Raw genomic sequence first — 24,917 nt, 5'->3', positions numbered from 1 at the left:
TTTAAGCTCTAAGTGTAGTTCAGAGCGAAGATGGCTAGCTAAGTGTCATGTAAAGCGGCTTTTTAGGCTATCTTTCATACAGCCACTACCCCAAATTTCACTTTTTTTTGATAATAGTAGGGTAGTGTGTTTGAAAAAATCATCATAGGAGAGTGATTTTATGATCACTGAAATGAAAATAAGCTATATATTTCAATACCTTAAAGAAGAATTTTGATTCTTTAGATTTTGAAGTTCAAAATATTTGAAAATAAGTGTCGTCACCCGCGACAAAAACTTTAGTCCGAATCTAGCTCTATCTTAGAGCGTTTAAACTTACTCGCCTTGGCGTCAGCTCGTTCTATGATACTTTTTCCATAGGAAGGAAATAATTCGTCTTCTGCATACTCACGATTTTTTCTTATCAAAGCGTTTCTCTCAGAGCACTCATGAGCTTCTGATTGGTCCAACCTTACAATCGTTATACTGTAGGAAATACGACTCAAGCGAGCTTTTGAAGAATAATTTGGCGTCGTATTATGTATATAAACCAAAAACTTATTATCCAGTAGAGAGTACATTGATTTGAAACGAATGTTCTTTCTAGCGTTCTGTTGCCAACCATCCACATACAGTAAAAGATTAGTGTTACTGAATACTCTCAGCATCAGTTGCGAAATTCTTTGCTCATCGTCTTTACTCTGGATAGTTCGATTGAAGCGAGTAGTGAAAACAATTAGATCAATAGGGCCATGCTTAAAACCTGGACGCGCAAGCATACTCGATAAATAGTCATTGAGAATCCAGACTAAACCCTTATCTTCGTTTTCTAAAAGTCTTTTATCTCTGTCGTACATTGTCAGGAAAGGGACTGTGTCATACTTTTCAGTGACCAACCGGCGTTGTTCCAACTCTCGAATAGCCTCATTTATCAGATTTTCAATGAAGGAGGGAAGTGAAACATCTACGTATCTACGAGACTTTCTCATAGCTACCATCTCATCCTGGTCTTCTTTTTTTGCTTCAATCTGTTCTCCGCGTTCGTGGAGTAACTGAACAGGGGCTTTTGAGTAGGGGACACCTTTACTATCAATTATCCCCAGATTCTTAATCAGCCACAAAGCTTCCTTACTTGCCTCAAGATTAAACTTTGTGTTGGTTAACCGCTTTATCTGACGATCCAAAACATCTCTGTTCCCGCCACTGTCGGACTGCCTGAAATCCAGTAGTATTTCTCGCTTATCGAATCTGAAGAGGTTTTCGAAGGGAGCTTTTATAGAATTTTTAATTTCGTTCAAACGCTCTTGAATGGAACTGTAGAAATAGTTGAGAAGCACCATATCATCAGCAACCATGATTTCGGTATCAGTCGAAGAAACGGTTTCCACGTAAAGCTTACCGGCTTCTCCAGATTCAGGATTCCTAAGTAATTTGGTTCCATTAATTTTTTTCGTTGAAAAAGTGTGGTCTGGTCGAACAAACTCACTAAAATAAGTTGCTAAAATTTGTAATGAGCCTAGCTTTTCAACAGGTTTGCTTACAAATCCAAACTCCATCTGCGCTGCATTTTCACTTTCAACCTTTCTAGCAGCTTTGTATTCGCTAGTACGCTGAGAAAAATCACTTTTTTCAACTTGGGCTGGTTTGAGCTGCATTATAGAAGGCACTAGAAGTGTATATGCCTTTAGCCTGCTTGCTCCCCGCCCAGGGAACAATTCTCGTATGTATTCCTGTCGGATAAATGGCTGCAAAAAACCCTTTTTCTCGAGTTCTTTAACTCTGTTGTAACGTGTAATCTTACCAAGTTGGATTGGGCGCTCGGTTTTGTAATCGGGGTCAATTTTGCCCTCGATAGCATCGCAAGCATCAAAGAACTTAACGAAACTACCGGTATCATCGACGTGAACCGCATAAAGTAATGCGGTGGAAAGGCCTTCGATTAGCAGTTTGAAGGAAGGTTTAACAAGACGCTTCTCAACCATGGAGTCCACAACGGCAAGGTATTTTTCATTAATCAGATCATTCTTGATATATATGACCGGGCCGGCTGTGTTAGACATAGAGGGTCTCTTTACAAATGTTTTAGTTCAATTTGAAGTTCAACAACCCAATACTGATCCATTTAAATCAGAAGATCAACTTAAGATCCGATCTATTTAAAGCTGTATTTGATCCTTTCTTTTATAATAACTTTCTCTTTATTTTCTTTCTTTAATAATTTTAAAGATCCTTTACATTCGTGTATGTTATTGTTTTTTATGTAAAATGGTGTTGCTAACTGTCGGTCAAAGCGATATTGCAATCAATAAGTGTCGTTTAAAGCGATGTTAAGTGTATTTAAAAGCGATTATAACTGTTGTTCAACGCGAACTTAAGTGTTGTTAAACGCGATAAATTCAACTTTATCAACACCTTATCTATAGTTTATGCAAAGCTTATACACGACTTATTCCATATCTGTTGTTCAACGCGATCGATAGTGAATTTCAAGTTCAAAATAGACCTTAAAAGCGCTAACTGTCGTTCGGCGCGACTCTAAGTGTCGCTTCGCGCGATTATTTCTACACCAATTTTGTCCCTCATTTATCTCATTAGCTAATAAAGGATACGATAAGGTAAAAATATTCGGCATCGCTTTGAACGACACTTACGGTGCCTTTAATCGCTTTAAACAACAGTTCTGTGGATCCAGCGCTAGCTAAGTTTTTGTATTAGGAAGTTTGCAAATGATGAAGTCTGGTACTCAATTTCTTAACTGTAGTTCAAAGCGAACTTGTTTAGTGGCCAATACCTGAATTTCACTATTCTTAAGACGAGACAAACTAATAAATTAAGCTATCTTTATGTATTTCAAAGACAAATTTTCTTGTGACGACTCCTGAAATTCTATTCAAACAATATGACTGCGCTTCGTATTGTAACAAGCAACGTGACACCGCGGTTAGTGTCCGTCACTTGGGAGTGCGATTATTAATCTCTTAAGTGTATTAAAATAAATAACTAAAATTTACCTTATGCTCACACTCATTAGGAAAAGTCGCGGACACCGACACTTAGAACGCTGAGTTTTGAAAATCAAACTTTAAAAAACAAAAAAATAATTTAATATCAATTACTTGCAGTTTGTGCAAGGTGTATCCAATGTACTTCTAAACTGCACGTATAGTTGGTTCTGAAGGTTGAAGTAGCCAGTTTCTTAAATTAGTTTGAAAATTATTCATAAAAAAAAGTCGCGGACACCGACACTTAGAAAGCTGAGTTTTGAAAATCAAAATTCATAAGTTTCTGATTTTAGGTGCTTTATGCAATGGTCTGACTTACTTGATTTGCAAGTATACTGCGTTTTGAAGTAGAAAATTGAGGTCGCGCGATACGACACTTAGAGCGTTGAGTTTTGAAAATCAAAATTCTTGGTGTTTGTGCAGTCCACAGTATCTCTGTTTATAACTCGCCGGGTTTTTTATTGACGGATGGCTCAAGTCTATGCATGGCTCATTTGTTCTTGAGCCTAAGTTGTTCTTTCTACAATGCATTAGAGTCGGACGATCAATAACGCTCAGATTCCTCCAAATTTGCAAAAAAACCACCAGCTGTGAAATTCACCCTACGAAAAAAAACTCAAGGATTAAAATGAGTGCACTAGACGTTGGCTTAGCGCTGACATGCGATGACAATAGGTCGGTTGTGTTCGGTATCACCCTTACATTTCCAAATGTATTTAAAACAGGTACCGAGGCACGAAGATTCTTCAATAAAACATACTTTGAAAATCTCGGTGCAGATGGTTTATGTAGATTGGTAGCCAAGGGCCGGGACGACCTTTTTTCAATGTCGTACTTTTTCGGTGAAAAAGAGCCTGAGGTTAAATTGGCTGGACTACATAGCCACTATGTTCATCCTGGAAAGACTGATGCTTGCTTACGAATTGTTGATGGCAAAAGCCACTTAGACATTCTTCTAGGGAATTCTCACGCTGGTGCTTTCCAGGCAGAAGCAGACTTTATAACGAAAGAGCTCAATACATATGCTGAAGAGGGCTTCGTTCTAATGTGGGAACAATTCAGTCTACTAACAGATGTCTGATCCAGTAATAGCAATCACAACAAATGCCCCTAAAGCGAATCTACTTAGTAATGATTTAAAAAATTTAAGGAGACGAGATGAGCCAACAAGATGATCTTGAGATGTTTGATGAAGAGTTTAGAGTCGATGTTAAAGGGGGAATTAACCGTGCTCAACAAGTAGTGGACAGGCCCTTTGGTTACTATGCGAATATTTTGAATGTGCAATTCAATGAGATTCAAGATTATTTGAAGCCAGGCTTTAGGACAGAATCAGGTCAGTCACTGGGTTCTAGCGGGCGCAGAGATTTGATAGCTGCATTCTGTGTTTCTGACAATGACCGGTTCAATACTATTTTGAGATAACCGTCCTGGATTGCTGGTGGGTAAAAGTTGCAATGTTAAATTGGCGAAACTGTTGCCAGTAGGGTAGGGTTCCACGCAAGTTGTGGGAAGCTATTTCTCTGCCACACTTTGCTTATCAAAAATTTTCGCAGTAACCAACATGATTAACTTCAAAACCACCAGCAGTCATTCTCCATTTAACGTATCAAAAAAGCTCTTATGTGCATGCGCTATATATTTTACTGTCTTTAATGTATCAGGACAGTCCCAGTTACAAGGCTCCCATAGCTTCGAATATGCATATTATTCAGTAACTGGTGTATCTGGATTAGATTCGATAAAAAGTGTTGTATCTCGCACGGCCAGAGAGCACGAAATGACCACTGATGCGCTGACATCAACCTCTTACAAGTGGAAACATCTACAAGCACCGGCTGAAAAAAATGGCATTTGTACGCCGAGCCAGGTCGAGCTAAAGGCGCATACTGTGATCACTCTGCCCCGTCTAGTTAATGCTAAACTGACAAAGGATGAATTAGCGGTCTGGGCCAAAAGCTTACAAAACCTTTTGAGCCATGAAAACCTTCATTACGCCAACCACCAACAAGCGTTTTTGGAAATTACGCAAGAAGCAAACAGTTTTGAAGCTCCATGTAATGGTTTCAGAGTAGCCTTTTCAAAGGCTATGAAAGTAGTTATCCATGGTCATATAGTGACTGATGAAGCTATTGATAAGAAGCAATCTACCAGTAGTTAGCGCCGTTCAACTTCGAAGTTATCGTCGCTATCGTCACTTTCCCTCAGATTTGAAATTTAACACTGACCAATCACATTACCTTTTTCAACATAAACAAAAGGTTTGAAATGATTACTTTAAGAGAGCTTTCAACAAACAGCTTCAGAGCAGCAAACACAAAGACAAGGTTTCGTATCACTAAGCTGAGAGAAAAACTCATCTCTAAACTCGCTAAATCAGATGTTATATGCCTTCAAGACGTGAATTCACTCGATAGAATTGGCCGTTTCACAGTGGCGCAATCACTTTATAACCAGTGTGACGATAGTACAAAGCAGTATCTCTTACATGATGAGCATGCCCATGTGCGTTCAGCAGCAGCAATCTCACAACAGACATTAGGCAAATAGGGTAGAGACTATGAAATTAAGTGATATTCGCTCAATTGGTTGGCTAAATTGTGCTGATGGGAGCATAAATCTCACCCCCTGTATAAATGGAAGCTCTCAACCGCGACTGATCAATATTTCTCGACAAGAATTTCAAGCCCTGGACGGCGATTTGCAAATGATGAAGCGAAAAGCAATGAAACTGATTAATGGTGAAAATATTGAGGACTCTCTGCTACTGAGTGAACTTAAATATTCTGAAGATAGCTACAGGACCATTGGGATCAGTAATTATCACCTGAGTGGTGCTGATACTGTTGTCTTGGATGACTTAGCATCTGACCCCGAGTGTAACATGGTCCTAAAACGTGATACTGGATGGTTCGTAAAGCTATATGACAGTCCTGATGCAAACACTCATGCGTCTATGTCACTAAATCTAAATTCGATTTTAAGCGCTTGCCTGAGCGCTGGTTACCGAATGATTGAATTTGACGCAGATGCAACTCTGTATCAAAAGCTTCAGACATTTGAGGTATAGCTTACTCAATACTTTCAGCCGCTCAGTAGAGCGGTTTTTTTGTGTGAAATTTGGCCTGTTAAATTACACCCCCTCAAATGATGCCTTGCGATTTCAGTGGAGCCTTTTTTCTTCGCTAAGGTGCTAGTAGCCGGGGGCGGTTCCCCGGCACAATCAAATACGGAACATTTATGCGAATGAAGCTTTCTATATTACTCACCTGGGCTGTGTTAACTCCGATGGCGTCTGCCAGCGACCTGTGTACTTCTAAGCTCAACACATACCTTAGTGATTGGGAGCGCAAATTAAACACATACACAATCAAGGATTTGAGAGATTACAAATCTGGTCAGTTAAAGGAGTGGAGTAAAAGGCAATCTGAAGGTGAATCAGATTGTAAAATATGGCATTCGTTACCAGAACAATGGGCCAAAAGAGAAGCTTTAGAAACTCTGTCTGGAACCACCATTACCAGGTCCCGTTAATCAACTACAAAACTAAAAGGTCTCTCTGGAGGCCTTTTCTAACTCCCGCATTTGGCAAAGGTTCTCGCGGATTTGCCTACCAACGTTATCAGGTCACGTTACTACTACATCTAATAAGTTCAGGAGAAGCTATGGACCGTTATCGGCTTGGAAATGCTAAAAATCTCATCGATGGATATTTCTCTCCCAGTCCGTCGAAACCCGGTGGTAAATCGGAAGAGTTTAAGCGCGCACAGAGCGAATGTTTGGCCAACCTGCAAAAGCAGCTACAAGACGTTCAGTCTGTCACAGAATCACAGTTTTTTTCAAAAACGCAATAACAGGGAGTCACGGGATGTTCCATAAGAGAAAGTGGGTTATCAAAAATGCACAAAACAAGGCAGAAGTAGTTGATGCCTTATCTACGAATCAAAACCAGAACTTCGGTATCCGATTTGCAGAATTCCTATTTCTAAATGACTCAACAGATACCGGTTTTAGAGAATTTGCAGTCGTGGATGAACCAAAGGGCATGCAGGTAGATTCTTGGACCGTGGACTGGATGGCTAAGCGTGAAATTGAGAGTTCGATTCGAGAATCCATGCTTAACCGGGAAGGCCAGGCGGCGTTATCAACGCCCTACGAATTTAATAGTGAAATGGTGACTGACCTGCCCACGGACAAATAAAGCTACCAGCAAGTCTCCATGGCCAGCGGAATTCAACACAGCCGTAAGGACCTATCCCTGCGGCTTCTTTATGTCTGGCCTATGAAATACTCACTATTTCTCAATTATATCGGGAAAGATATTGTGAGGGTTACCAGGAGTGATATTCTTTTACTCATTAGGTTTTCGTCACCTAGACCTGCCTCATGGTCAAGACGGAATGGTTAACTTGTTGAACTTGAAGTTGGCGAGCTAACGCGAGAGGCACGTAGTCTGCAATGATAGCCACACTCAGAGGTTTAACATGATCACATCACCAGTACCGGTCTATCCATCTCAGCTGGATACAATAAAGTCTATTGCTAAAGATTTAGCAGACTTAATCGGAGAAGAAGTCGGTAGTAAAAGATTATCCGCTTTCAAACGCAATGATTACCTTGCCAATGCACTTGGCTATAAGGGATATCCCGATTTAGTCGAATCTACTAAATTTAGGGCGTTAGGTGATAAAAATGAAACGCTAAGCCTGTTTCATGGAAAAGGTTTATCTGATTCTATTGCTACAACCTTTGCCGGGTCCGTTCCAGGCCTAACACCTGAAGCAGCAGCAAATATTTGTAAAACCTTGGCTGCCAGAGAGGCTGCTTCAGTTAGGTTGAGTGAGCTCAAACACGTTCTTGGTAACGTCTCGCGCGAAGAAGCTGAAGCAGTCAAAGCGAACTCAAATTTTAACATGTTTTTGGACGACGAAAGTTTCAACCCTATTTCCTATGACGGTGTTAGAGAACTAAATCGTTTAGTGGAGCAAAGCACTCCTAAAAACGATAATGTGGAGTTTGCGGTAAACCTGTCTGGTGTTCCAGATGGCGTAAAATTCTTAATATCAAAGCATCCAGTGTATGTGAGGTTTGTTAAATTTATCCAAAGTCAGGACGAAGGAGTGAAGTTTACCGAAATCTGCTCTAACAAACTCAGGGAAGATAATCGTAAATGGAAAATTGGTGCCAAAGCGGATACATGGAGCAAAGTAAAAGTCACGCCAGAAGTTCTGTCAGAATGGGAAAGGTTTTCGGATTGGTTAAACGGATTCTACCCGACCGGAAGAGTCATTATCACGCAGCGGATTAATACTCATAGATGGGTTTCGATGCATACGCAATATGCTGTAGATGACCCGGTCAATTATGCACGTAGCAGGCTTTCTGCCTCAGAAGATATTGAGCTTTTCTCCTATTTACTTAGAGAGTGAATACTTTGGCCCATTAGTAAGGCTGATGGGCCACTTATAACCTATCGGTGAGTTATAGATTCCTTTTCTTTTGCGCCCCCGCCAGGTGATCTTAACTGTCACGCATTACATGGCGAGAATGTTTCCGGTTTTGATCTCCTAGCGCAGTATGACGAGTCTGAAGTACCCCTGTACGACATTATCCCGCTACTTTCAAAAGATCGGCTTTAGGAGCTATCTGACTTTTCAGGTCTGAGCATATATGAATTGTCATCAGCCACGGATGCAGAGCAAATCGATATGTTAATTTTTGAAGGTGGAAGCTATCAAGGTGCGTCGCTGTTCGTTTCTAACTGGGTCACTAAGCGCATCAGCCCAAACGTAAGAACAGCATGCGTGTCTGAACTGGCAATGTCCGACATTATCTACTGAGCATATCGATACAGCATTAGAGCGCTCAAACAAGCCTTGTAAGTTATTTCGCACAAATACCCAAATAATGTTGGTCTAAATTTTATGGTTGTACCATGACTGAGTTCCTTGCACGTTGTGCCGAGGAATATATTCGAAAATCTAATAAAAAGAGGAGAAATAGTGACTATCACAATTGTTTTCGAAAAGATCAAGTGTGAGCATCCTACTCACTCAAAGCTTGAGTCAGTGGTAAATAAGCGTCGCGAATTACTATTCTGTGTGATTTTTGAATGGAAGGACTGGGCAAGCTTGATCAAATCTGCATTCGGTAAAGAAGGAGAAGACAGCAAAGACGATTAAAAATAAAAGCGATAAACGAAAGGAAGGCCATTTAGTGGCCTTTCTTTATGTGTCGTGGTCAGTAAGGTCTTAATTGGTGACCTCACCAGCTAAGAACAACCAGCAAGACAAAGGCAGAGAGTTCGTATAGGTCTACACCTAAATTAAACATGCATAAGCTTGGTTCCCTTCTATTTGTATATTCGGTTTTCACTGACACGTTGAACCTACATCAACGACAAACAGGAAAACACGATGCTTAAAGAATTCAGTCCGATTAACTTTAACGGTGAAACGCTAACTGCCGCCCAGGCAGTAGAGCGGGGCTTATGTATCCCGGTTCCCGTGTGTTATATCCAGTACAACGACAACTATGGCAGTGTGGGTAACAGGCGTCCCAAGTGGAAAACATCACCGGGCTTTTACCAGAATGGCGGGGCTGACACTCTTCTAATGCACTTTAATAAGAACTACGCCCGCAAGAAAAAAGCCTGGCACTTGCAGATTATCGGTGACAGAAACCGCGACTACGGAAAATGCGTGGCCAGACTAAGCAAATTTATTCCTCAGACAATTAAGCGGAGTGCAGCATGAACTTACAGCACGGCTTTTACAGTAAATCCACCAGCATAAACCCTGATGCACGCATGATTCAGGCTGGTGCTTTACGCAGTGCAGAGTTAGCGATGCTGGTGGACCTTATGGACAACGAGCGGATCACAGTAGGCCAGCTCATGGATGCCAGCTTTCGGTTGATGCCAGTTCCGCGGCCACAAGGCGTTGATACCCTAAAATCGTGGCTGTGGTGGCTCTGTGAGCAGATAGAAAACCAGTTCGATTATGAGTCGGCCCAGGCTAAGTACGCCAATATGGTGGCGTTAATGGGTTCCGCTATTGAAGAGTTCCAGTTGGATACGGGGGCGCGGCTTTATGCCTACGTCATCGAAAACCCCGAGCCTAATTCTCTTAGCCAGATGCAGTACCACATGAACTCGGTAATGACCAAAATCAAAAAGCTTCGGGTGAAGTTTTAGGGCGAACTACCCGCAGCATATACGGAGAAAAGAATGATTGTCGCACGAGCCATCAATGAAAAAGAGCCTGACCTACTGGTGGGCTATGAAACCTTAAACCTGATCATAAAAGACTTGGGAGGAGAGGTAGTAACTGAATTGCCACCAGCGGACGGGATTTGGACGCACGATGCTCTTGAGCTGGTGGACTACGACAAGCATTCTCCATTTGGTTGGGATGCTTATCTGGGCGACCAATGGATAGGTTCATCTGAGGTCTAAACAAAGCCTGCCAGGGTGGCAGGCCTAAAAATTTTGTTTGTATACCAGCCTAAGCTAGTTACTTCTTAGAAGTTCGCCTCTTGCTCTGCATATTCGTTTGCTTCCCGCTTCGCTTTTTGACGCTTCATTTCTGCCTGTTGTGCAGCAAATATTTCAGGTTCTTTATAAGCAATGTAGGTCGTAGTATCAGGCCACCCTCGAGCTACTGCTAAGTTAAACCCATCGGGTAAATACCACATATAAACCACCTCTCCGACTGATGGTCTGCCCGATGAACGAGAGGGCTCTCCATACTTAGAAGCAATCATATTACGAATTTTTACTACTTGTTGTGTGTCCATCCGAGATGGAAGTTTATACCGCGCTAACGCGATTTTTTTGTTTGAGCTGGAATACGAAACGTATAGCTCTGTTGATCCATTCAACAAGTTCTCTGATGAGTAGCTATCTCCCCAATGCTCATCGTTTTCACGAATAACTACGCCACCAGCGCTCTTGATTTGCTCACGCATCATATGTCTGTTAGCACATTTCAGCCCGATACCAAAAAGTGTAGTTCCATCAGATTGTAGGCAGTCTATGTAATCAAGCTCTTTTTTTGCAAGGCGGTGTGTTGGCGCAGCTTTTTCGTACCAAATCTTTGCTTGCTCATAATCTTTCTCAACGCCAAGGCCTTCTTTGTACAAGTTGGCTAGCTCAAACTGGGCTAATGTGTCCCCCTGTTCCGCTGCTTTGCGATACCATTTTTCAGCCTGATTGTAGTCTTGAGCAACGCCGTGTCCAAGCCGGTATTTTTGGCCCAATTGAAACTGAGACCCTTTATCGCCCTGCTCAGCAGCTTTTCGGTACCACTTCACGGACTCTTCCTCGTCTTTTTCGACTCCAAGACCTATCGTATAAAGAAGCCCAAGCTTACTTTGAGAAAAAACATCGCCTGTCTCAGCGAGCTTAATGTACCACCTGGCGGCTTCTTGGCGATTTTTACTAACGCCTTCGCCACTCCAGTACATTTCAATGAGCCTTATAGTTGAAGACTTATGACCTTGTTCGGCAGCAGTTTTGTAAAGTCTTTCAGCTAGCTCATAGTCTTGCTCAACGCCTTCGCCTTTCTCAAAAACTTTTGCCACCTTATATTTTCGACTGGCTCGGCCATCATTAGCTGATTTCAGTAACCACTGAGTAGCTTGCTCTTTATCTTTCTCTACGCCTTCTCCTTTGGAATACATTTCGTATAATTTATAAGATGAAAGTGCATATCCTTGCTCAGCAGATTTAAAGTACCATTCAAAGGCTTTTTCTAAATTTTTTTCAACGAATTGGCCTTTTTTGTAGAAATAACCCAAGGTATTTTGTGAGCTGGAATGTCCTTTCTCAGCAGCTTCGTGATAGAGCTTCAGGCCTTTCTTTTCATCCTTCTCCCCATAAAGACCCCACATGTATCCAAGAGCTACGTCATGCATTGAGTTCGTATCGCCCTGTTCTGCGGCTTTCAGAAGTAGTTCATAACCTTTTGCTTTATCTTTTTCGACACCTTTCCCAAAGATGTACATCTGGCTAAGGCGATATTGAGCTTTTGCGTGTCCTTGCTCTGCTAAGATAGAAAATTCGTTCAAAGCGGTTACATAATCGTCATCTTTATAGGCAGCTTCACCTTCAGCAAATCCTGCATGAACGCTAGATATCGAAGAAAGAGAAATAATTGCGGATAGATAAAGTGGTTTTATGAGCTTCATATCGAACGTCCTAATATGATTTTGTTGAGCACACAAAGAGCCATGAGTAGAGCAACCGTCCTTGTGCTATTAAAATTTTTTTTTGTACCCACAGTTTTATTTCCCTAAGAAACAGGCACTTTCGCGAGTTTGATTGAAATAGTACATCAGCTGCCGCAGCAATCCCACCAAAAGGATTCAAACTATGGCTCCTTGTTCAAGTTCTTCTTAAATTGCCAATCACCACTGTCATGCAACGTTAATCCTGTACCCAATAGTTATGGACAGGAGATAACATGCGAACAGATATTCCAACAGTAAATGCCCGTGGTTCTAAAACCGTCATGGGATTTGTCATGGACGCAGCCGCTGATGCAACACGTGATATACCATTCCCATCGGAACAAGCGCGTCACGCGTGGATTGAGTCCCATTTTGATCAACTTCTTAAGCAAGGTAGCCGTAATTTCAGCGCTGCCGGGAATGCTCGACTGAACTTAACAAGATTTGCCAGTAATTAATTTTTAGCCCCCATGGGCATTCTCCCTTGGCCAGCTATTCGCTGGCCTTTTTTATGCCTGCTTCCGCCTTGCCCCGTTGCGCTATCGCTTCTCGGAGCGCGGCTTCAGTCTCACCCGAAGATGAATAAAAAGCGCTTAAACTATGCATGTTTGCATAAATGATAGGTTTTCCCCGAGCCGGTATCGCTGAAAAATAGATATTTATTCACTCGCGCCAACCAGGTAACGATTTTTTTCAGTGGTATTGGAGCCCCGGCGCAACATAAACCAGCGCATTGCGATGAGAACGACTGATATGAAACGATATTCAGATTGGTTAACAACTAAGAGGTACGCCACTATGCCCGTTCCTTGTTAATTGCCGATTAGAGCATTCATGACACGTTACTCCCATATCCTTTGAACAGACCGGAGTACCAACATGGATTTTGCTTCACTACCTGATAAAACCCTTGAGAAAGTTCACCCAAGCTTGCTGCTGGATTTCAGCATGGGCAATAAGCGCAGTTCCCGACCAGAGAAGTCTCGCAGCGAAATGCGAGAAAGCATCCGTAGCCACGGCGTTTTACAAAACCTGATCACGCGCCCCCATCCTACCAAAAAAGGACACCTTGAACTGCTTGGCGGTTATGGTCGCCGTGACTTGGCGCTGGAACTTGAATTATCAGAAGTGCCAGTGCTGGTAAAGCAGGTGGATGATCGCGAAGCCTACATAATCCATTTGCAGGAAAACACCATTCGCAGCGACCTGTCTATCGTAGATGAAGGTCGTGCAGCACAGGAATTTAATAGCCTGTACGGGGGTGACCGCCAGTCAGTGTCAGATGCGCTTAACTGGCCGCTAAAGAAGGTTAATGAGCGTCTTGAATTAATGAAGTGTACCGACAAGGTACTGGATGCGCTCAGTCGAGAAAAAATCACTGTTGGTCATGCAATGGCAATAGCGCCATTTTCGCATCAAGGTCAGGATAAACTTATTGATGTGGTATTAGCACAAGGCTGGTCTGCAAAAGAGTTAAAGCTACAAATCGGCGCAAAACAAACACCATTAAGCATTGCTAAGTTCGATAAGGGTGAATGTAATAGTTGTCCACATAACACCTTTCACCAGATGGGCTTGCTCGATGATGTAAGCACCGAAGCGAAGTGCGCCAAAATCACCTGCTTTCGGGAAAAAACGGCTGAATGGCTTGCAGGTATTCGTAAACAAGCAGAAGAACGATTCGGTAAGGTGCTATACCTGTCTGAATCAGCCCAAAAAGACCGTAGTACGGTTAATGCTGATGTAGTGGGGGAGCAGCAATATAAAGACGGTTGTACGCCCTGTGAAAAACGCATAGTGGTTATGTCAGACGTAACGGGTAAAGAGGGTGAACTGACCGAAAACCAGTGTATCGACAAAGTATGCTTTGCCAAGTGCCAGCAGTCTTTATCAAAGGCAGAAAGCGCGGCTATGGCATCAGCTAACGTGCAGGAGGTTGCAAAAACCGACCCTGCAAAAGCTAAGAGCATGGCAAAATCTCAAGCGAAATCCTCAGCCCAAAAGTCTGAGTCCGGCACCATCGGCAACATGGCCCAGGAACACCATAAAGCATTGTTACGCCAAGCAAGTGCAAGCCACTTTGAAAAAAACAACCTGCTTAAAAGCGCTTTTATGCTTGCTGCGCTGGTGGACTCAACTGGCTATAGCGGTAAAGAAAAAAGCCTAACAGGTGGATTTGGTTCAGTTGTCCAATACGCATACAAAAATCTTTCTATGCAAACCATGCAGGAGGAAATGCTTGCAGCTATCAGTCACGGTATGACTGAAAAGGATATGTTGAGCGGCTCCAATGCAACAAATCTGATGATCGAACTACTCAAGTCTGAGCCAGAACACGCTAAAAGTGTCGCGGTTAAGGCATGGGAGCCTAACGAAGCCAATCTGAAAATCTTCACCACACAGCAAATTATTGAAGTGGCTAAAGATGCCAATGTTCCCGCCACTATGAACGCCAAAGAGGAAGGTGCTTTCAACAAAGCCACTAAAGGCAAGAAAGCGGATTTGATTAAAACGCTGGTGGAACTTGACCACGATTACTCTGAATTTGCACCAAGCTGGTATCTGACCCACGTTACTCAATAACGAATACAGGCGGGGGAGTAGCCCCGCCAAACTTAAAAAAGGAATAGTAATGTTTACCGAACTGTCACAACTGATTCATAAAGCCAATCTGAAACAATTATCACTCTGCGTTCAAGATGGTGGTAACGGCAAGCTGAATGTCGTGGTAATGACTGAAAACAATATTGGTGATGCTGCCGATCCGAAATTACGCGCAGCTTTGACTCAGCCATTAAAATTAACTGCCAGTGCCGCTGATTTGGATGATGGGTTTACTAATCATTTAAATGCGTTCTGTGAAAGCTACGTGGACACCACTTTAAAAGCCAACACCGCACAGGCCACGCAAAGCATGGCAAATGCAAGCACCCACGCCAAACAAGAAGAGCCAACCAATCCGGTAACTGAGGCTCTTGGAGAGGACGCACAGCCTACCGACACGCCAGCCGCATCGTCCATTGCAGATTTAGATTTAGATTAAAAAGGGAAAGACCATGACAGCATTTATTCAAAGCACTCCGCTTCAACGGGTTTTCAAATTGGGTTCTCTGGAAGTTGACTGTGAGTGCCCTAATGCAACATTTGAAGAAAGCATCAAAGCCATTCGAAAAAACTATTCGTTTTTCCGATTCGGCAAGATTTATGAGGACGATGGTGTCGTTGAAGACGATCGCATTGTTTACAACCTGCCAAAACTGCCACCTAACAGCAATGGCTAAATCTGATGCTAACGGGCCAGCCACCGCCATTCAAGCGTGGCAAACCGCGCTGGAAAGTGACAACACAGCTTTCCATGAGCATCAGATAATTCGGATGGAACTAAAGGAAAAACGTCGATGTCAGTTACCGTTGAGCGCCCTAGAGCAAATACCAACTTCTCAGAAAAGCCCCTCACCATACCGAGTCTGCCTGATGTAAGGCCGTTCGGTTATGAGCTGGTGGGGCAGCAAATAACGTTTGATAGTGACGCTCAGCATGTTTTGGCGCCAGTCGAAAATTACTCCCCATTGCTTGAGAACCTCAACGCGATTGAATCTTACTTGAAGCCTTACTTCGAGGTTTCACATACCAGTCATGATGAAGCTATTGCTCTACTAAATACGCTAAAAAAAGACAGCGATTTTGATGCATTGCAAAACGATGTTTTTGAAGCAGCAAGACAATCCCTTAGAAAAGTTCAAAACGCATTGCTGGACAGTATTTCAATGGTGCCACAGGCCATTGAAACATTGACAGGTGAAGTACCAGCATTCACATACGATAACGTCAGTATTGGATTATTTGATAGAAACGGAAACGGCTTTTATGGCGAAATTTCTGATGACGCTCCGGCGAATTGCGTTTCAATCGAGACAACAGAGCCGGTTTCTTGTTTTTTGTTATACGCTGAGAAATTAGATCCCAAAACACGCAAGTTCTTAGCCGCTATAGCACTTCACATAGCCTGTAAGTGTGAAACCACACCCGTACCTCATGCATTTGGTTGTCATGACTGGACAGACGATTATATTACTTTGACAACGGAACAGGCTTTACACCTTGAAACTTATGCCAAGCAAGATGCTTGGATGCTCGATTCATTTTCAGAATGGTTTCGCCAGTTAAAGCACATCATGGGTGATGCGATAAGTGATTTAACATCAATGATGTTTGATATGCACATGATGGACTTAACGGATATTCCAGATGGAGACTTTGACGAAACCGAGGGTGAAACGGGTGATTTTTTGCAGTGCTACAGAGAAAGCGCATCCGAATCGCTGATGAAAATCGTCCTTCAGTCCGGCACTGACTATACAGGCGGCGATATTGATGAAGCGTTTCTTCAGGATTTGCAGGACTGGCGCAGTTCGCCACATTGTCAGCATACCGAAGTGGTAACTAAGCTAATCGCGGTTGCCACGGTAATTCAAGACCACCTGCCGAAAGGGGGAGAGGCACTTGAATCGCTAACTGAGATCCCTGATTTTGGAGTAGGGCTGTTATATTCGATGCCCTCAGTCGATGCATGTCACAGAACAAGGCAACTCATCGATGAACATGCTCAATACCAGATGGAAACTTGCGAACAGTGCATCTTTGAAGCTGACTGGACTGACTCAGATTGGGTTGAAAAAGCAAAGCGTTACCTTATCGGCTGGTGGTTAATGAACTATTTAGAAACCATCATGGAGTCGTACAATGCTAAACCCTATGGCGCACAAACCGAATCTTAAACCACAGGCTGATGTGCCCGTTCCTCAAAAGGCTATCGTTTTATACGGGCACGACGACAGTTACCATGAGTCCACCAGCCAATATGCCACTATCCACGATATAAAAAATGGTCAGATGCAAGCAGGGCGCTTGACCGATATATCCAATGTCCGGCGCACAATCTCTCGCAGAGCCAACAAAAGCGTCAATCAGCCTGCAAAGGTTGATTTAAAGTCACTAATTGCACCCGATAATGTGCTGGTGGACACCCCCAACTTGCTGGTATGGCACACCCCCAAACAAAAACGCGATATGTGGTTCAATATCGGTAATCAAACACCGCTAAAGGTTTGGTGGCCGAGTCTGGTTTTTGCTGTTAATCCTGGGAGTAATTTCAGTGCTTTGACAGTTTATGCAAAAGCGACCAATCAGCGTCCATCTACTCAGACAAAGCTATACCATGCACCGCTGATGAATATCAGTGGCGGCTCTTTATGTCAGGGGGGCGCAAGGGTTCCTGCAAAAAGAGATTTCACTACGTTGAATGAAATGGAAGACACCTTGTTCGATTCGTATTTCACTCACAGTAATTATAGAACTGACAGTTTTCGTTCTTACTACCTCGATAATCGCCAACATGTGCAGTTCTGGCAAGATAAAGAAAAGGCCGATGCCAAAGTAAAAGCAGGGGAAATGCACTTCGCCAGTACGTTCGGTGAATGGCTGACCAAACACGCACAAGGAAACCGTTAATGAGCTTTATCACTCCCACTTCATTTTTTAATAAAACGGTGAAAATCACTGTCATCGGTGCTGGTGGCACAGGCAGCTACTTGCTTAGCTACCTTGCACAAATAAACTATCTGTTACGCATGGTCGGTGGCCACGACTGCCCCTTGCAGGTGCATGTATATGATCCCGATACAGTCAGTGAAACCAACGTAGGTCGGCAAAACTTCTGGCCTATGGACATAGGAATGAATAAGGCTGATGTGCTTGTTAATAGAATTAATATGGGCTTTGGTACCAACTGGAAATCACACGCCGTGGCTCATGATATGAAACCCTCCGGACGGGCTGACATTGTAATGACCTGCTTAGACAGCGCCAAAGCAAGACACAGCTTAGGTAAAGCCGCTCAGGATTTTTATGTGGGCGATACACTATGGATAGATGGTGGTAATGGGGCAAAGACCGGACAGGTCATTATGGGGCATTTGGGTCGCCGGTCAGAAAGCCGCTTGCCTAATCTTTACGATCTGTATGGCGACCTGCTGCTTGATAGCCCTGAAGAATCGGCACCGTCATGCAGCCACGCTGAATCCATCCGTAGACAGGATTTTGGTGTTAACCATACCACAGCGTTCTACATGGCTAACCTTGTATGGCAGATGCTAAGGCATGGCAAGGTAAACTATCAGGGTGGCTTTTTTGACCTTGCACAGGGTGAGTTAAATCCTATCCATCCTATACCTGATGTTTGGGCCGCATTTGGTTACTCTGGCAAGAAAGACGACGCCTAAACCTATTCAATATCGAACTTCTACAAGGTGACTTGCTTCCTGTAAGTGGTCACCTTTTCCTGTGCCCCAGGGCCCCGATTCGCTATCGCTGCCGGGGCGAAATAAATTCTGTCCTAATGTCTTTTTTTTCTGGCTCAAATCTGCCTTTAGCGCATACCTGATAAGGCTTCCTTCCTATTTGTGTAATGCCAGCATCGTGACACGTTAACCCCATGAACATTAACAAAAAAGGGGGAAGCCATATGACATTATCTCGCGCTATCTTGACTTGGCTTAAAGACGTTCTCAAAGACTTAGGTCTGGGTTTGTTCGCGCTTGGCCTTAGCGGCTCAGTGCTGGTGGTAGACCAGTCAGTTGCACTGCTGCAACTTTCTGTTGTACTATCCTTCTTAGGTTTAGGAATGGTCGCAGCCTCTTTCGTGCTGGTTGTGGCTTTTAAGGTCTAGGAGGTAGCATGGAAATCACTGTCGATACATCGAACTTTTGGTGGTTGCTTTTAGCACTTTCAGTTGCCGGAACAGCTATCTTTTCGTTTATATACTCTCAGCGCCACAAGCTGGAAGAGTGGGGCCGTAAACACATGCACGATTAAAGAAGCGCCAACCGGCGCTTTTTTTGTACCTGAATTTCCCGCCAGCCCCCTTTCGCTATCGCTTCATGGGCGGGCGTTAAACGCTTATAGGTTTAGAAATTACAATATGAGTTGTGTTTGAACAAAGAGAGCCATCTTCTGCCCAACGAAGCCCTACGGAATCATCAGAAGCCATTGCTGCGACCCTTTGATTAGATAAAATCCAATCTTCAATGTCTGGTGCGTGGTCAAGTATTATATCTAAAGCGCCAGACTCTCCAACACCCGCCTCCAAATGAACCATTACACCTTCGCCGTGATGACGTTCTGCGACCTCCTGGTCATAAGTGAATTCAGAATCTGTTCCAATACTATTGATAAACATACTTATATTTCCTCTGTTTTGGTTGCTCAATTTAATGAGAAAAGGTGTTTGTTCAGTATATTTCTCACAGCATGAAAGGATATTGGAAACCGGATTTACTGATATAAATAGCGAAGGCGAGCCTGGCCAATACATGAAAGAAGGTAATGAGGTTTTTATTGGTTGGAGAGCCGGGTGCTTCCTCCTGAATTGTCAATCATCCCCCCTATAGCACGTTAATTCTAAGTTTAAACACACTTAGGAATAACATAAATGAATACTTCACCAAGCCTTTCAAACGGAACTACCGCCCTTATCTGGAACGAAGATGGTGGATGCGAATACATGGGAACGCCTTTAACTAAAGAGCAAGTTTCCGATGTGCGCAAAATGTTTGCCGGCGACACCATCATGGAACAGCTTGGCATGGCCCGTTACGCCGGATTCATCTGATCCGGCCTTAACGGGAGTAACCAATGACCGACGCTCAGATAGAGAAGCGCCTGGCGCAGCAAAAACGTAGTCAGGAACGTGCCCGTCAACGCCAGCTGGAAAAGCAGCGCAGTCCAGAATACCGCGCCAAACAGCGAGAAAAGCAACGTGCTACTGCTGAACGGCAGCGGGCAAAGGCACTGGCCAACAAAGATAAGCTGGTAGAAAAGGCCAAAGCTCAAGCAGAGACGCAACGTACGAGAGCCATTAAGCGAGCAAAGCTCAATAGTAATAAGCCGGCAGCTCGAAACAAGCCCATTAAATCGAAGGGCATGGCAGGCAAAGCCCGCACCAAATCTGACATGTCGCTTCACGATAAATTGGGGCAACTTGGCTGTATATGCTGCATTAATGCCGGTCTGATACAGCCTTTCTCCGGCTCTCCGGTATCAATCCATCATATCCGGGGGCGAACCACTGCAGACGCTCACAAATATGTGCTGCCACTGTGCGCATGGCATCATGATACGCCCGTACCACAAGATTCAGGTGTGAGTTCAGATATATTCCCTATTCATTCTAAGGGGAGTGAAGGTGGGCGAGTCAGGTGGGAAGCAGTGAACGGCACCCAATTTTTATTGCTCAGGCAATGCTTGAATATGGTGTGCGAAACCGGAATCATAGCTGAGGCCTCCGATGGGAACTCAGGTAAATAATTAAATGGAGCTAAAATGGCAACTCAAAAGGTATGGAACGTAAAGTTTGTAGTCGGCAATCCTAAAATATACAAAGAGGTTAAAACTGATCAGCAAGGTCCATTCAGAAAGGGTGATGCGGTGGAGCGTGCGACTGTTAGAGCTGATAAGGGTTGGCGCGCTTGGGTCGAACACACGGAAACGAAAAAGCGGATTTTCGAATCTGATGTAGAAAAAGAATTTTTGGAAGAGGACGGTTATGCCAATGCTTAAGTTTCATCATATTACTTCACCCCAAAAGCTGATTAACATTCTTGAATCAGAGCGATTCGTGCCCAGCAATACGAACCCCCTGAATGCGGATAGCGGGATAAATGGATATATACGAGGTATGAATTTTAATCGTGGGCAAGGTATAGCGTCCCGTGGAGCTGAACTGGTAATAGAGTGGCACGAAAAACACATTGAACTACAAGGGCCATACACTTTCCCTTTGAAGCCGAACAAGCTTTACCGTGATGGTGAATGGCGGGCGATTATTCCCTCCGGAACCGATAAGTCACTGATTAAGGTTGTAGATATATCTATTGATGATGATGTTTTTCAAGAATTGCCCAATAAAGAAAAGGCATATTTTACTAAGCTAAAAGAAGAATTAGGACAGAGTCCAGTTTTATTAACGCTTTGTTCTGGTTAAAACCATAAGAGCCTTTGTAAAACGGTATGAAGGCTCAAACACCAGTCCTCCTTCATCAATTCTTCCCCAAGATTTGCTAAACGCCCACGCTTTGTCACGTTAAGTCTTAGTCAAGAGCTCAGCACACAAGGAAATTTCCATGGGCGATTCATTCACAGCATATTTAAATGGCCACCCTTTTTGCCCTCTCAGCCGAAACGGTTCTTATTGCGCCAATCTGATGCAAGCTCGCAATGGCGCAGAGCGCGTACTTCGCCAATCAACTGCCGTTCGCGTTGATGTATTTCGCAATGGAGCTTTTAAAGGTGAAATCAGGCGCTGTCGTATGCCATTTGCCAAAGAAGATACTTACAGTTACACCGGCTACCTTTAGGCCGGTTGACCAGAGGATTGAATGAAGAATATTAAGCGTGAAGGCTGGGTCCGATCGGCAGAGCCTGAGATCAAAACAGTAACCTACGAGCGTGAAAAAAGCGGCATTTCTACTATTGTTGAATTTGATGAGGTGGCGATGACGTACATTGTTGCTACCCAGGACTTAGAAACCTACGAAAACGATTTGCGTTATAAAGCCCAGTTCTGCTTCAGCAACGACGCGTTATCCATTAACCACGCATTGGCTTTTGCAGAAAAGGTTTCTCACCACCAACCCCGCTAATGGCTATTTGTTCAACGCGCGGCGAGAGTCAAGGCGCTATTGGTTAGCGCCTTAAGAACTTGTCAGCGAGCACGCCAGTATCACGATTGCTTTTTCACAATCTCCTTGAGCTCATCGTGGGCCACGCCGGTAAAAACTTTGCTAATCACTCCAGAAAACAGGGCAAGGATTGACATCGCCGCGAGCAAAAAAATTGCTATCAAAAATTTTCCGATATGTTCTGCGGTAGGGAATCGTGAAGAAAACCATATGCCCAAATCCCCACTCCTGTGATACTCAATAGCTGAGTCAGCAACAGGTGTAATTAGCTCTACAACCATGTAAAAGACTGTCAGTGAAACTAATCCGGCTACTCCTGCCATAGAGAGATTTGCAATCGCACTAAAAATTTGTCTAGGTGTAATGTTCATTCTTATTCCATTTTTTAATTATATAAAAGCCACTAGATTATTGGCAGGGGCATCAAGGCCCCTACAAAATGTTAAACTATTGTCAGTATCTTCGTGCCCATCTCTTGAGCCAGTTGGTTAAAAACGCGCTCTGCGCCTTCACGAAACGTTTCCCCCTTGCCGGTATGGCGGCTAAACCATCTCTCATTAGGTTCGGGTGTGTTGCTAGAAATCACAACCTGAATATCATCGCCTTCATCATAGGCACGGAACAATTGATTAGCCTCGGTGGCAGTAAGACAAAACATAGCGTACTCCTGTCGCTGATGGTTAATTAGAACAGGTTCAACGTGACTTTTTCAGGTGGAAAGGCAATTCCCAGAGAAGGTCTGCTTTGCTATTACTCTTCACACATTAATCGATGTTTAGCCCCTTCATTTTTGCAAAAGTCACCTCATGCGACACGTTACCCCTGTAGTCAACAAACACAGGGGAAACGCCATGCAAAACATAGATATGTTCGATATTTGCGGAGCTAATAAACTAAGCGATTTTGCGGTAGAAGCGCGAGCGGGATTGGTTAACGATTATGCCACCAGCAGAGATGCCGTATTTTTTTGCTCTCACAGTGGCGGGAAAGATTCACAAGCGATGTATATCGAAATGTGTAAGCGTCTACCAAAAGAGCAAATAGTGGTTATTCACGTCCACCTCGGCAAATATGAACACCATGGCGTAATTGAGCACATTGAATCGACAATTGATCACGAGCTGGTGGTTTTGCACCCTAACCGCGACTTGGGTGATGCAATATTATTGAAAGGCATGTTCCCGAGCGCGCGCCAAAGATGGTGCACATCAGATCTGAAAAATAACACTATCCAGAAATTCATTCGTCGCTACATGAACGAAAACAAATTAAAAGTAGGCTTCAACTGCGTGGGCCTCCGTTCTGAAGAGTCGCCGGGTCGTGCGAAGAAAAGCCCGCTATTCGTAAACACCAAGCTAAACGCCCCCACCAAAAAGCGTGAGGTCTATGACTGGTACCCAGTGTTTGCTCACAATGTTACTGAAGTCTTCGATACCATCGAAGATGCTGGGCAGCAAGCACATCCAATGTATGGGGATCGTGGTGATAAGAACGAGCGCCTTAGCTGCGCCTTATGCATTCTGGCCAATAAGAATGACTTAACCAACGGGGTAGTGGAGCGTCCAGAGCTTTATACAGATTATATTGCTATCGAACGAGTCATCAATCACACGATGTTTGTAAAGCAGAAGAACAAGCAGCCGGTACCGGTTTCGATATCTGAAAAAACAGGGGTTCCGTTTGATGAGGTCGAGGTCCAGCGCAAGATGCCTATTATGCAAGCTCGTAGAGATGCGTTATTGGCTCAAAAGGAAGCAGAAGCGCTGGCTAAGCAGAGCGCCAAGACTGAAAGGGATAAAGCAAAAAGAGCCAAACGCACCTGTAAAAAGCGAGATCTGGATACAGTAGACATGTTCTCTAACACCAGTGAGCGGGAAGTGGCCTAAGGGCACTTCCTCCCGACTTGCTTTGATAGGTGGGTATGTGACGTTATCCCCGTAGCAAAAAACGAGAATGGGATATTAAATATGTTGATTGAAAACATTAAAGAAAAAGTTTCACCTTTGTCATTATTAGTAACAGGCCTGCTCCTTCTGGTGACTTACGATGCTATCAAGCAAAGAGATAATACAACTGCATTCTCACTTGAAATAGAGAGTCTGGAAAGTCAGGAATGCTTGCTTGAAACAGATATGGATAAGAAGCTCGATGCTCAAAAATTCGAAGAGGATATTGATAAATTTTTTGATTGCATGGACAACCGGTTTGCTCTAATAGATAAAAATAGTTAAACAAACCCTTAATAACAAAAATAAGGGCACGAACCTTCCAACCCTAATTCAAGTTACTTTCTCTTACCTGGGCAATGTTCGAACTGTAGCCACAATTATTTATGTAGAAAGCTCCTAATAACAGGGGCTTTTTTTGCTTAGGGCAGCCGAATCGCTACCGCTTATCGGCGGTAAAGCGTAATTTGAACTCAAGAAATCTTTGGCTTCAATTGTGAGTTTGGAATGTGGCTAAATATATGAAACCTAATAGTATTTTCCGGGCATGAAAGGTGCGCCAATATCTCATAGTGGTAAACTATATATGTGTAGGGGGACAAGTTCTCTACACTAAATTTATAAATTTATAAAAGGTAATCTTTATGTCCCAGAAAAAAAATAACATGGACAAATTTGCAGAGCCAAGCCTAGCTAACGCGATAGTGTTTGGGTGTATATGTTTTCAAGCAGCAATGACCAGCGGAGTGCTGATTCTTGAATCAGGTGGCTTATCCGGTGACTGGTTTCAGCTCAATCTGTATGGACTGATTGTGCTTTTTGCGTTAATGCGATTGCAACACAAACGTAAGCTGGGTTCGTTTATCAGCCTAACGGTTGGAACTGTGAAAGCTATTCGCAAAGCAATATCACTATTCGTCTAATCGAATAACTCTCTGCGCCGGCAGGCTGATTGTTGGTCTGCCGGTTTTTTCTTCCGCGCCCGGTTCGCTAACGCTACTCGGTCGCTATCCTCCAAAAGC

General features: G+C 43.5%; 34 protein-coding genes. 29 read left to right on the top strand and 5 right to left on the bottom strand.

What is annotated here, in order from left to right; genetic code table 11:
* Positions 1 to 278: 278 nt before the first annotated feature.
* Entirely contained in the window at positions 279 to 2,039 is a 1,761-nt protein-coding gene (locus F458_RS19645) for a hypothetical protein (RefSeq protein ID WP_018984062.1), read from the bottom strand.
* A 1,570-nt stretch (positions 2,040 to 3,609) separates the two neighbouring features.
* Here F458_RS19645 and F458_RS0114040 point away from each other — a divergent pair.
* The 11 genes from F458_RS0114040 to F458_RS0113980 all read left to right on the top strand — a co-directional run bounded on the left by F458_RS0114040 (position 3,610) and on the right by F458_RS0113980 (position 10,437).
* Entirely contained in the window at positions 3,610 to 4,062 is a 453-nt protein-coding gene (locus F458_RS0114040) for a hypothetical protein (RefSeq protein WP_018984061.1), read from the top strand.
* Between the two features lie 77 nt (positions 4,063 to 4,139).
* Positions 4,140 to 4,406: a hypothetical protein gene (locus F458_RS0114035; RefSeq protein ID WP_018984060.1), complete on the top strand. Its 267-nt coding sequence runs from the start codon at positions 4,140 to 4,142 to the stop codon at positions 4,404 to 4,406.
* Positions 4,407 to 4,545: 139 nt separating this feature from the next.
* Positions 4,546 to 5,142, top strand: a complete 597-nt coding sequence (locus tag F458_RS0114030) for a DUF922 domain-containing protein (RefSeq protein ID WP_018984059.1) — start codon at positions 4,546 to 4,548, stop codon at positions 5,140 to 5,142.
* Between the two features lie 399 nt (positions 5,143 to 5,541).
* On the top strand, positions 5,542 to 6,051 hold the full coding sequence (locus F458_RS19640) for a DUF5983 family protein (RefSeq protein ID WP_018984057.1): 510 nt from the start codon (positions 5,542 to 5,544) through the stop codon (positions 6,049 to 6,051).
* A 595-nt stretch (positions 6,052 to 6,646) separates the two neighbouring features.
* Positions 6,647 to 6,835, top strand: coding sequence for a hypothetical protein (locus F458_RS0114010; RefSeq protein ID WP_018984055.1), 189 nt, complete (start codon positions 6,647 to 6,649; stop codon positions 6,833 to 6,835).
* Between the two features lie 14 nt (positions 6,836 to 6,849).
* Complete coding sequence (locus tag F458_RS0114005) at positions 6,850 to 7,182, top strand: hypothetical protein (RefSeq protein WP_018984054.1); 333 nt, start codon at positions 6,850 to 6,852, stop codon at positions 7,180 to 7,182.
* A 283-nt stretch (positions 7,183 to 7,465) separates the two neighbouring features.
* Positions 7,466 to 8,410: a hypothetical protein gene (locus F458_RS0114000; RefSeq protein ID WP_018984053.1), complete on the top strand. Its 945-nt coding sequence runs from the start codon at positions 7,466 to 7,468 to the stop codon at positions 8,408 to 8,410.
* A gap of 573 nt (positions 8,411 to 8,983) precedes the next feature.
* The gene (locus tag F458_RS0113995; RefSeq protein WP_018984052.1) at positions 8,984 to 9,163 is read left to right on the top strand and encodes a hypothetical protein; all 180 of its coding nucleotides are present in this window, start codon (positions 8,984 to 8,986) and stop codon (positions 9,161 to 9,163) included.
* 234 nt (positions 9,164 to 9,397) lie between these two features.
* On the top strand, positions 9,398 to 9,736 hold the full coding sequence (locus tag F458_RS0113990) for a hypothetical protein (RefSeq protein ID WP_018984051.1): 339 nt from the start codon (positions 9,398 to 9,400) through the stop codon (positions 9,734 to 9,736).
* Positions 9,733 to 10,176, top strand: coding sequence for a hypothetical protein (locus F458_RS0113985; RefSeq protein WP_018984050.1), 444 nt, complete (start codon positions 9,733 to 9,735; stop codon positions 10,174 to 10,176). The genes F458_RS0113990 and F458_RS0113985 overlap by 4 nt, the downstream gene beginning before the upstream one ends.
* A gap of 33 nt (positions 10,177 to 10,209) precedes the next feature.
* Positions 10,210 to 10,437: a hypothetical protein gene (locus tag F458_RS0113980; RefSeq protein WP_018984049.1), complete on the top strand. Its 228-nt coding sequence runs from the start codon at positions 10,210 to 10,212 to the stop codon at positions 10,435 to 10,437.
* A gap of 65 nt (positions 10,438 to 10,502) precedes the next feature.
* On the opposite strand, the gene F458_RS19635 is transcribed toward F458_RS0113980, so the two are convergent.
* Positions 10,503 to 12,170, bottom strand: a complete 1,668-nt coding sequence (locus F458_RS19635) for a tetratricopeptide repeat protein (protein WP_018984048.1) — start codon at positions 12,168 to 12,170, stop codon at positions 10,503 to 10,505.
* Positions 12,171 to 12,445: 275 nt separating this feature from the next.
* On the opposite strand from F458_RS19635, the gene F458_RS0113970 reads away from it, so the two are divergent.
* The 9 genes from F458_RS0113970 (at position 12,446) to F458_RS20735 (ending at position 19,085) form a co-directional block, all read left to right on the top strand.
* A complete protein-coding gene (locus tag F458_RS0113970; protein WP_018984047.1) occupies positions 12,446 to 12,670 on the top strand; it encodes a hypothetical protein in 225 nt (74 codons plus the stop codon).
* A 421-nt stretch (positions 12,671 to 13,091) separates the two neighbouring features.
* Positions 13,092 to 14,795 (top strand): ParB/RepB/Spo0J family partition protein, encoded by a 1,704-nt coding sequence (locus F458_RS0113965; RefSeq protein WP_018984046.1) that lies wholly within the window; start codon positions 13,092 to 13,094, stop codon positions 14,793 to 14,795.
* A gap of 49 nt (positions 14,796 to 14,844) precedes the next feature.
* Positions 14,845 to 15,255: a PRTRC system protein E gene (locus F458_RS0113960; RefSeq protein WP_018984045.1), complete on the top strand. Its 411-nt coding sequence runs from the start codon at positions 14,845 to 14,847 to the stop codon at positions 15,253 to 15,255.
* A 13-nt stretch (positions 15,256 to 15,268) separates the two neighbouring features.
* On the top strand, positions 15,269 to 15,493 hold the full coding sequence (locus tag F458_RS0113955; RefSeq protein WP_018984044.1) for a hypothetical protein: 225 nt from the start codon (positions 15,269 to 15,271) through the stop codon (positions 15,491 to 15,493).
* Between the two features lie 117 nt (positions 15,494 to 15,610).
* Positions 15,611 to 16,990, top strand: coding sequence for a hypothetical protein (locus F458_RS0113950; RefSeq protein ID WP_018984043.1), 1,380 nt, complete (start codon positions 15,611 to 15,613; stop codon positions 16,988 to 16,990).
* A complete protein-coding gene (locus F458_RS20200) occupies positions 16,956 to 17,723 on the top strand; it encodes a hypothetical protein (RefSeq protein WP_018984042.1) in 768 nt (255 codons plus the stop codon). Before F458_RS0113950 ends, F458_RS20200 begins: the two co-directional genes overlap by 35 nt.
* Positions 17,723 to 18,493 (top strand): PRTRC system ThiF family protein, encoded by a 771-nt coding sequence (locus F458_RS0113940; protein ID WP_018984041.1) that lies wholly within the window; start codon positions 17,723 to 17,725, stop codon positions 18,491 to 18,493. The genes F458_RS20200 and F458_RS0113940 overlap by 1 nt, the downstream gene beginning before the upstream one ends.
* A gap of 242 nt (positions 18,494 to 18,735) precedes the next feature.
* Complete coding sequence (locus tag F458_RS0113935) at positions 18,736 to 18,939, top strand: hypothetical protein (protein ID WP_018984040.1); 204 nt, start codon at positions 18,736 to 18,738, stop codon at positions 18,937 to 18,939.
* 8 nt (positions 18,940 to 18,947) lie between these two features.
* Positions 18,948 to 19,085 carry a hypothetical protein gene (locus tag F458_RS20735; protein WP_018984039.1) on the top strand — a complete coding sequence of 46 codons (138 nt, stop codon included), beginning with the start codon at positions 18,948 to 18,950 and terminating at the stop codon, positions 19,083 to 19,085.
* 76 nt (positions 19,086 to 19,161) lie between these two features.
* On the opposite strand, the gene F458_RS0113925 is transcribed toward F458_RS20735, so the two are convergent.
* Positions 19,162 to 19,449, bottom strand: a complete 288-nt coding sequence (locus tag F458_RS0113925) for a hypothetical protein (RefSeq protein WP_018984038.1) — start codon at positions 19,447 to 19,449, stop codon at positions 19,162 to 19,164.
* 252 nt (positions 19,450 to 19,701) lie between these two features.
* Here F458_RS0113925 and F458_RS0113920 point away from each other — a divergent pair, with 252 nt between their 5' ends.
* The 6 genes from F458_RS0113920 (at position 19,702) to F458_RS0113895 (ending at position 21,910) form a co-directional block, all read left to right on the top strand.
* Positions 19,702 to 19,881 carry a hypothetical protein gene (locus F458_RS0113920; RefSeq protein ID WP_018984037.1) on the top strand — a complete coding sequence of 60 codons (180 nt, stop codon included), beginning with the start codon at positions 19,702 to 19,704 and terminating at the stop codon, positions 19,879 to 19,881.
* Positions 19,882 to 19,904: 23 nt separating this feature from the next.
* Positions 19,905 to 20,576 carry a Ref family recombination enhancement nuclease gene (locus tag F458_RS0113915; RefSeq protein WP_018984036.1) on the top strand — a complete coding sequence of 224 codons (672 nt, stop codon included), beginning with the start codon at positions 19,905 to 19,907 and terminating at the stop codon, positions 20,574 to 20,576.
* 15 nt (positions 20,577 to 20,591) lie between these two features.
* The gene (locus tag F458_RS0113910) at positions 20,592 to 20,828 is read left to right on the top strand and encodes a hypothetical protein (protein ID WP_018984035.1); all 237 of its coding nucleotides are present in this window, start codon (positions 20,592 to 20,594) and stop codon (positions 20,826 to 20,828) included.
* On the top strand, positions 20,815 to 21,252 hold the full coding sequence (locus F458_RS0113905; protein ID WP_156824256.1) for a hypothetical protein: 438 nt from the start codon (positions 20,815 to 20,817) through the stop codon (positions 21,250 to 21,252). The genes F458_RS0113910 and F458_RS0113905 overlap by 14 nt, the downstream gene beginning before the upstream one ends.
* 139 nt (positions 21,253 to 21,391) lie before the next feature.
* Complete coding sequence (locus F458_RS0113900; RefSeq protein WP_018984033.1) at positions 21,392 to 21,625, top strand: hypothetical protein; 234 nt, start codon at positions 21,392 to 21,394, stop codon at positions 21,623 to 21,625.
* Positions 21,626 to 21,646: 21 nt separating this feature from the next.
* Positions 21,647 to 21,910, top strand: a complete 264-nt coding sequence (locus F458_RS0113895) for a hypothetical protein (RefSeq protein WP_018984032.1) — start codon at positions 21,647 to 21,649, stop codon at positions 21,908 to 21,910.
* A gap of 80 nt (positions 21,911 to 21,990) precedes the next feature.
* Here the strand turns inward: F458_RS0113895 and F458_RS0113890 are convergent, their stop codons facing one another.
* Both F458_RS0113890 and F458_RS0113885 read right to left on the bottom strand, forming a co-directional pair.
* Entirely contained in the window at positions 21,991 to 22,320 is a 330-nt protein-coding gene (locus F458_RS0113890) for a hypothetical protein (RefSeq protein WP_018984031.1), read from the bottom strand.
* Between the two features lie 71 nt (positions 22,321 to 22,391).
* Positions 22,392 to 22,607 (bottom strand): hypothetical protein, encoded by a 216-nt coding sequence (locus F458_RS0113885; protein WP_018984030.1) that lies wholly within the window; start codon positions 22,605 to 22,607, stop codon positions 22,392 to 22,394.
* Between the two features lie 193 nt (positions 22,608 to 22,800).
* Between F458_RS0113885 and F458_RS0113880 the strand changes: the two genes are divergently transcribed.
* From F458_RS0113880 to F458_RS0113870, 3 genes are all read left to right on the top strand, one after another.
* Entirely contained in the window at positions 22,801 to 23,835 is a 1,035-nt protein-coding gene (locus F458_RS0113880; protein ID WP_018984029.1) for a phosphoadenosine phosphosulfate reductase domain-containing protein, read from the top strand.
* Between the two features lie 81 nt (positions 23,836 to 23,916).
* Complete coding sequence (locus F458_RS0113875) at positions 23,917 to 24,180, top strand: hypothetical protein (protein WP_018984028.1); 264 nt, start codon at positions 23,917 to 23,919, stop codon at positions 24,178 to 24,180.
* Between the two features lie 359 nt (positions 24,181 to 24,539).
* Positions 24,540 to 24,818: a hypothetical protein gene (locus tag F458_RS0113870; protein WP_018984027.1), complete on the top strand. Its 279-nt coding sequence runs from the start codon at positions 24,540 to 24,542 to the stop codon at positions 24,816 to 24,818.
* The last annotated feature ends 99 nt before the right edge of the window (positions 24,819 to 24,917 follow it).

The organism is Salinimonas chungwhensis DSM 16280 (assembly GCF_000378185.1).
Lineage (GTDB): Bacteria > Pseudomonadota > Gammaproteobacteria > Enterobacterales > Alteromonadaceae > Alteromonas > Alteromonas chungwhensis.
The sequence above is the reverse complement of the archived record's forward strand: the minus strand, read 5'-3'. Positions and strand labels throughout refer to the sequence as shown.

Bases quoted from the DNA above. Each gene is read 5' to 3' on its own strand.
- F458_RS0113880 (WP_018984029.1), top strand. From the start codon at position 22,801: ATGCAAAACATAGATATGTTCGATATTTGCGGAGCTAATAAACTAAGC.
- F458_RS0113900 (WP_018984033.1), top strand. From the start codon at position 21,392: ATGGGCGATTCATTCACAGCATATTTAAATGGCCACCCTTTTTGCCCT.
- F458_RS0113935 (WP_018984040.1), top strand. From the start codon at position 18,736: ATGACATTATCTCGCGCTATCTTGACTTGGCTTAAAGACGTTCTCAAA.
- F458_RS0113970 (WP_018984047.1), top strand. From the start codon at position 12,446: ATGCGAACAGATATTCCAACAGTAAATGCCCGTGGTTCTAAAACCGTC.
- F458_RS0113895 (WP_018984032.1), top strand. From the start codon at position 21,647: ATGAAGAATATTAAGCGTGAAGGCTGGGTCCGATCGGCAGAGCCTGAG.
- F458_RS0113920 (WP_018984037.1), top strand. From the start codon at position 19,702: ATGAATACTTCACCAAGCCTTTCAAACGGAACTACCGCCCTTATCTGG.
- F458_RS0113955 (WP_018984044.1), top strand. From the start codon at position 15,269: ATGACAGCATTTATTCAAAGCACTCCGCTTCAACGGGTTTTCAAATTG.
- F458_RS0113910 (WP_018984035.1), top strand. From the start codon at position 20,592: ATGGCAACTCAAAAGGTATGGAACGTAAAGTTTGTAGTCGGCAATCCT.
- F458_RS0113875 (WP_018984028.1), top strand. From the start codon at position 23,917: ATGTTGATTGAAAACATTAAAGAAAAAGTTTCACCTTTGTCATTATTA.
- F458_RS0113885 (WP_018984030.1), bottom strand. From the start codon at position 22,607: ATGTTTTGTCTTACTGCCACCGAGGCTAATCAATTGTTCCGTGCCTAT.
- F458_RS19645 (WP_018984062.1), bottom strand. From the start codon at position 2,039: ATGTCTAACACAGCCGGCCCGGTCATATATATCAAGAATGATCTGATT.
- F458_RS0113960 (WP_018984045.1), top strand. From the start codon at position 14,845: ATGTTTACCGAACTGTCACAACTGATTCATAAAGCCAATCTGAAACAA.
- F458_RS0113985 (WP_018984050.1), top strand. From the start codon at position 9,733: ATGAACTTACAGCACGGCTTTTACAGTAAATCCACCAGCATAAACCCT.
- F458_RS0114035 (WP_018984060.1), top strand. From the start codon at position 4,140: ATGAGCCAACAAGATGATCTTGAGATGTTTGATGAAGAGTTTAGAGTC.
- F458_RS0113990 (WP_018984051.1), top strand. From the start codon at position 9,398: ATGCTTAAAGAATTCAGTCCGATTAACTTTAACGGTGAAACGCTAACT.
- F458_RS0114000 (WP_018984053.1), top strand. From the start codon at position 7,466: ATGATCACATCACCAGTACCGGTCTATCCATCTCAGCTGGATACAATA.
- F458_RS0114040 (WP_018984061.1), top strand. From the start codon at position 3,610: ATGAGTGCACTAGACGTTGGCTTAGCGCTGACATGCGATGACAATAGG.
- F458_RS0113980 (WP_018984049.1), top strand. From the start codon at position 10,210: ATGATTGTCGCACGAGCCATCAATGAAAAAGAGCCTGACCTACTGGTG.
- F458_RS0114010 (WP_018984055.1), top strand. From the start codon at position 6,647: ATGGACCGTTATCGGCTTGGAAATGCTAAAAATCTCATCGATGGATAT.
- F458_RS0113965 (WP_018984046.1), top strand. From the start codon at position 13,092: ATGGATTTTGCTTCACTACCTGATAAAACCCTTGAGAAAGTTCACCCA.
- F458_RS0113950 (WP_018984043.1), top strand. From the start codon at position 15,611: ATGTCAGTTACCGTTGAGCGCCCTAGAGCAAATACCAACTTCTCAGAA.
- F458_RS0113870 (WP_018984027.1), top strand. From the start codon at position 24,540: ATGTCCCAGAAAAAAAATAACATGGACAAATTTGCAGAGCCAAGCCTA.
- F458_RS0114030 (WP_018984059.1), top strand. From the start codon at position 4,546: ATGATTAACTTCAAAACCACCAGCAGTCATTCTCCATTTAACGTATCA.
- F458_RS0114005 (WP_018984054.1), top strand. From the start codon at position 6,850: ATGTTCCATAAGAGAAAGTGGGTTATCAAAAATGCACAAAACAAGGCA.
- F458_RS19635 (WP_018984048.1), bottom strand. From the start codon at position 12,170: ATGAAGCTCATAAAACCACTTTATCTATCCGCAATTATTTCTCTTTCT.
- F458_RS0113940 (WP_018984041.1), top strand. From the start codon at position 17,723: ATGAGCTTTATCACTCCCACTTCATTTTTTAATAAAACGGTGAAAATC.
- F458_RS0113905 (WP_156824256.1), top strand. From the start codon at position 20,815: ATGCCAATGCTTAAGTTTCATCATATTACTTCACCCCAAAAGCTGATT.
- F458_RS0113915 (WP_018984036.1), top strand. From the start codon at position 19,905: ATGACCGACGCTCAGATAGAGAAGCGCCTGGCGCAGCAAAAACGTAGT.
- F458_RS20200 (WP_018984042.1), top strand. From the start codon at position 16,956: ATGCTAAACCCTATGGCGCACAAACCGAATCTTAAACCACAGGCTGAT.
- F458_RS0113925 (WP_018984038.1), bottom strand. From the start codon at position 19,449: ATGTTTATCAATAGTATTGGAACAGATTCTGAATTCACTTATGACCAG.
- F458_RS0113890 (WP_018984031.1), bottom strand. From the start codon at position 22,320: ATGAACATTACACCTAGACAAATTTTTAGTGCGATTGCAAATCTCTCT.
- F458_RS19640 (WP_018984057.1), top strand. From the start codon at position 5,542: ATGAAATTAAGTGATATTCGCTCAATTGGTTGGCTAAATTGTGCTGAT.
- F458_RS20735 (WP_018984039.1), top strand. From the start codon at position 18,948: ATGGAAATCACTGTCGATACATCGAACTTTTGGTGGTTGCTTTTAGCA.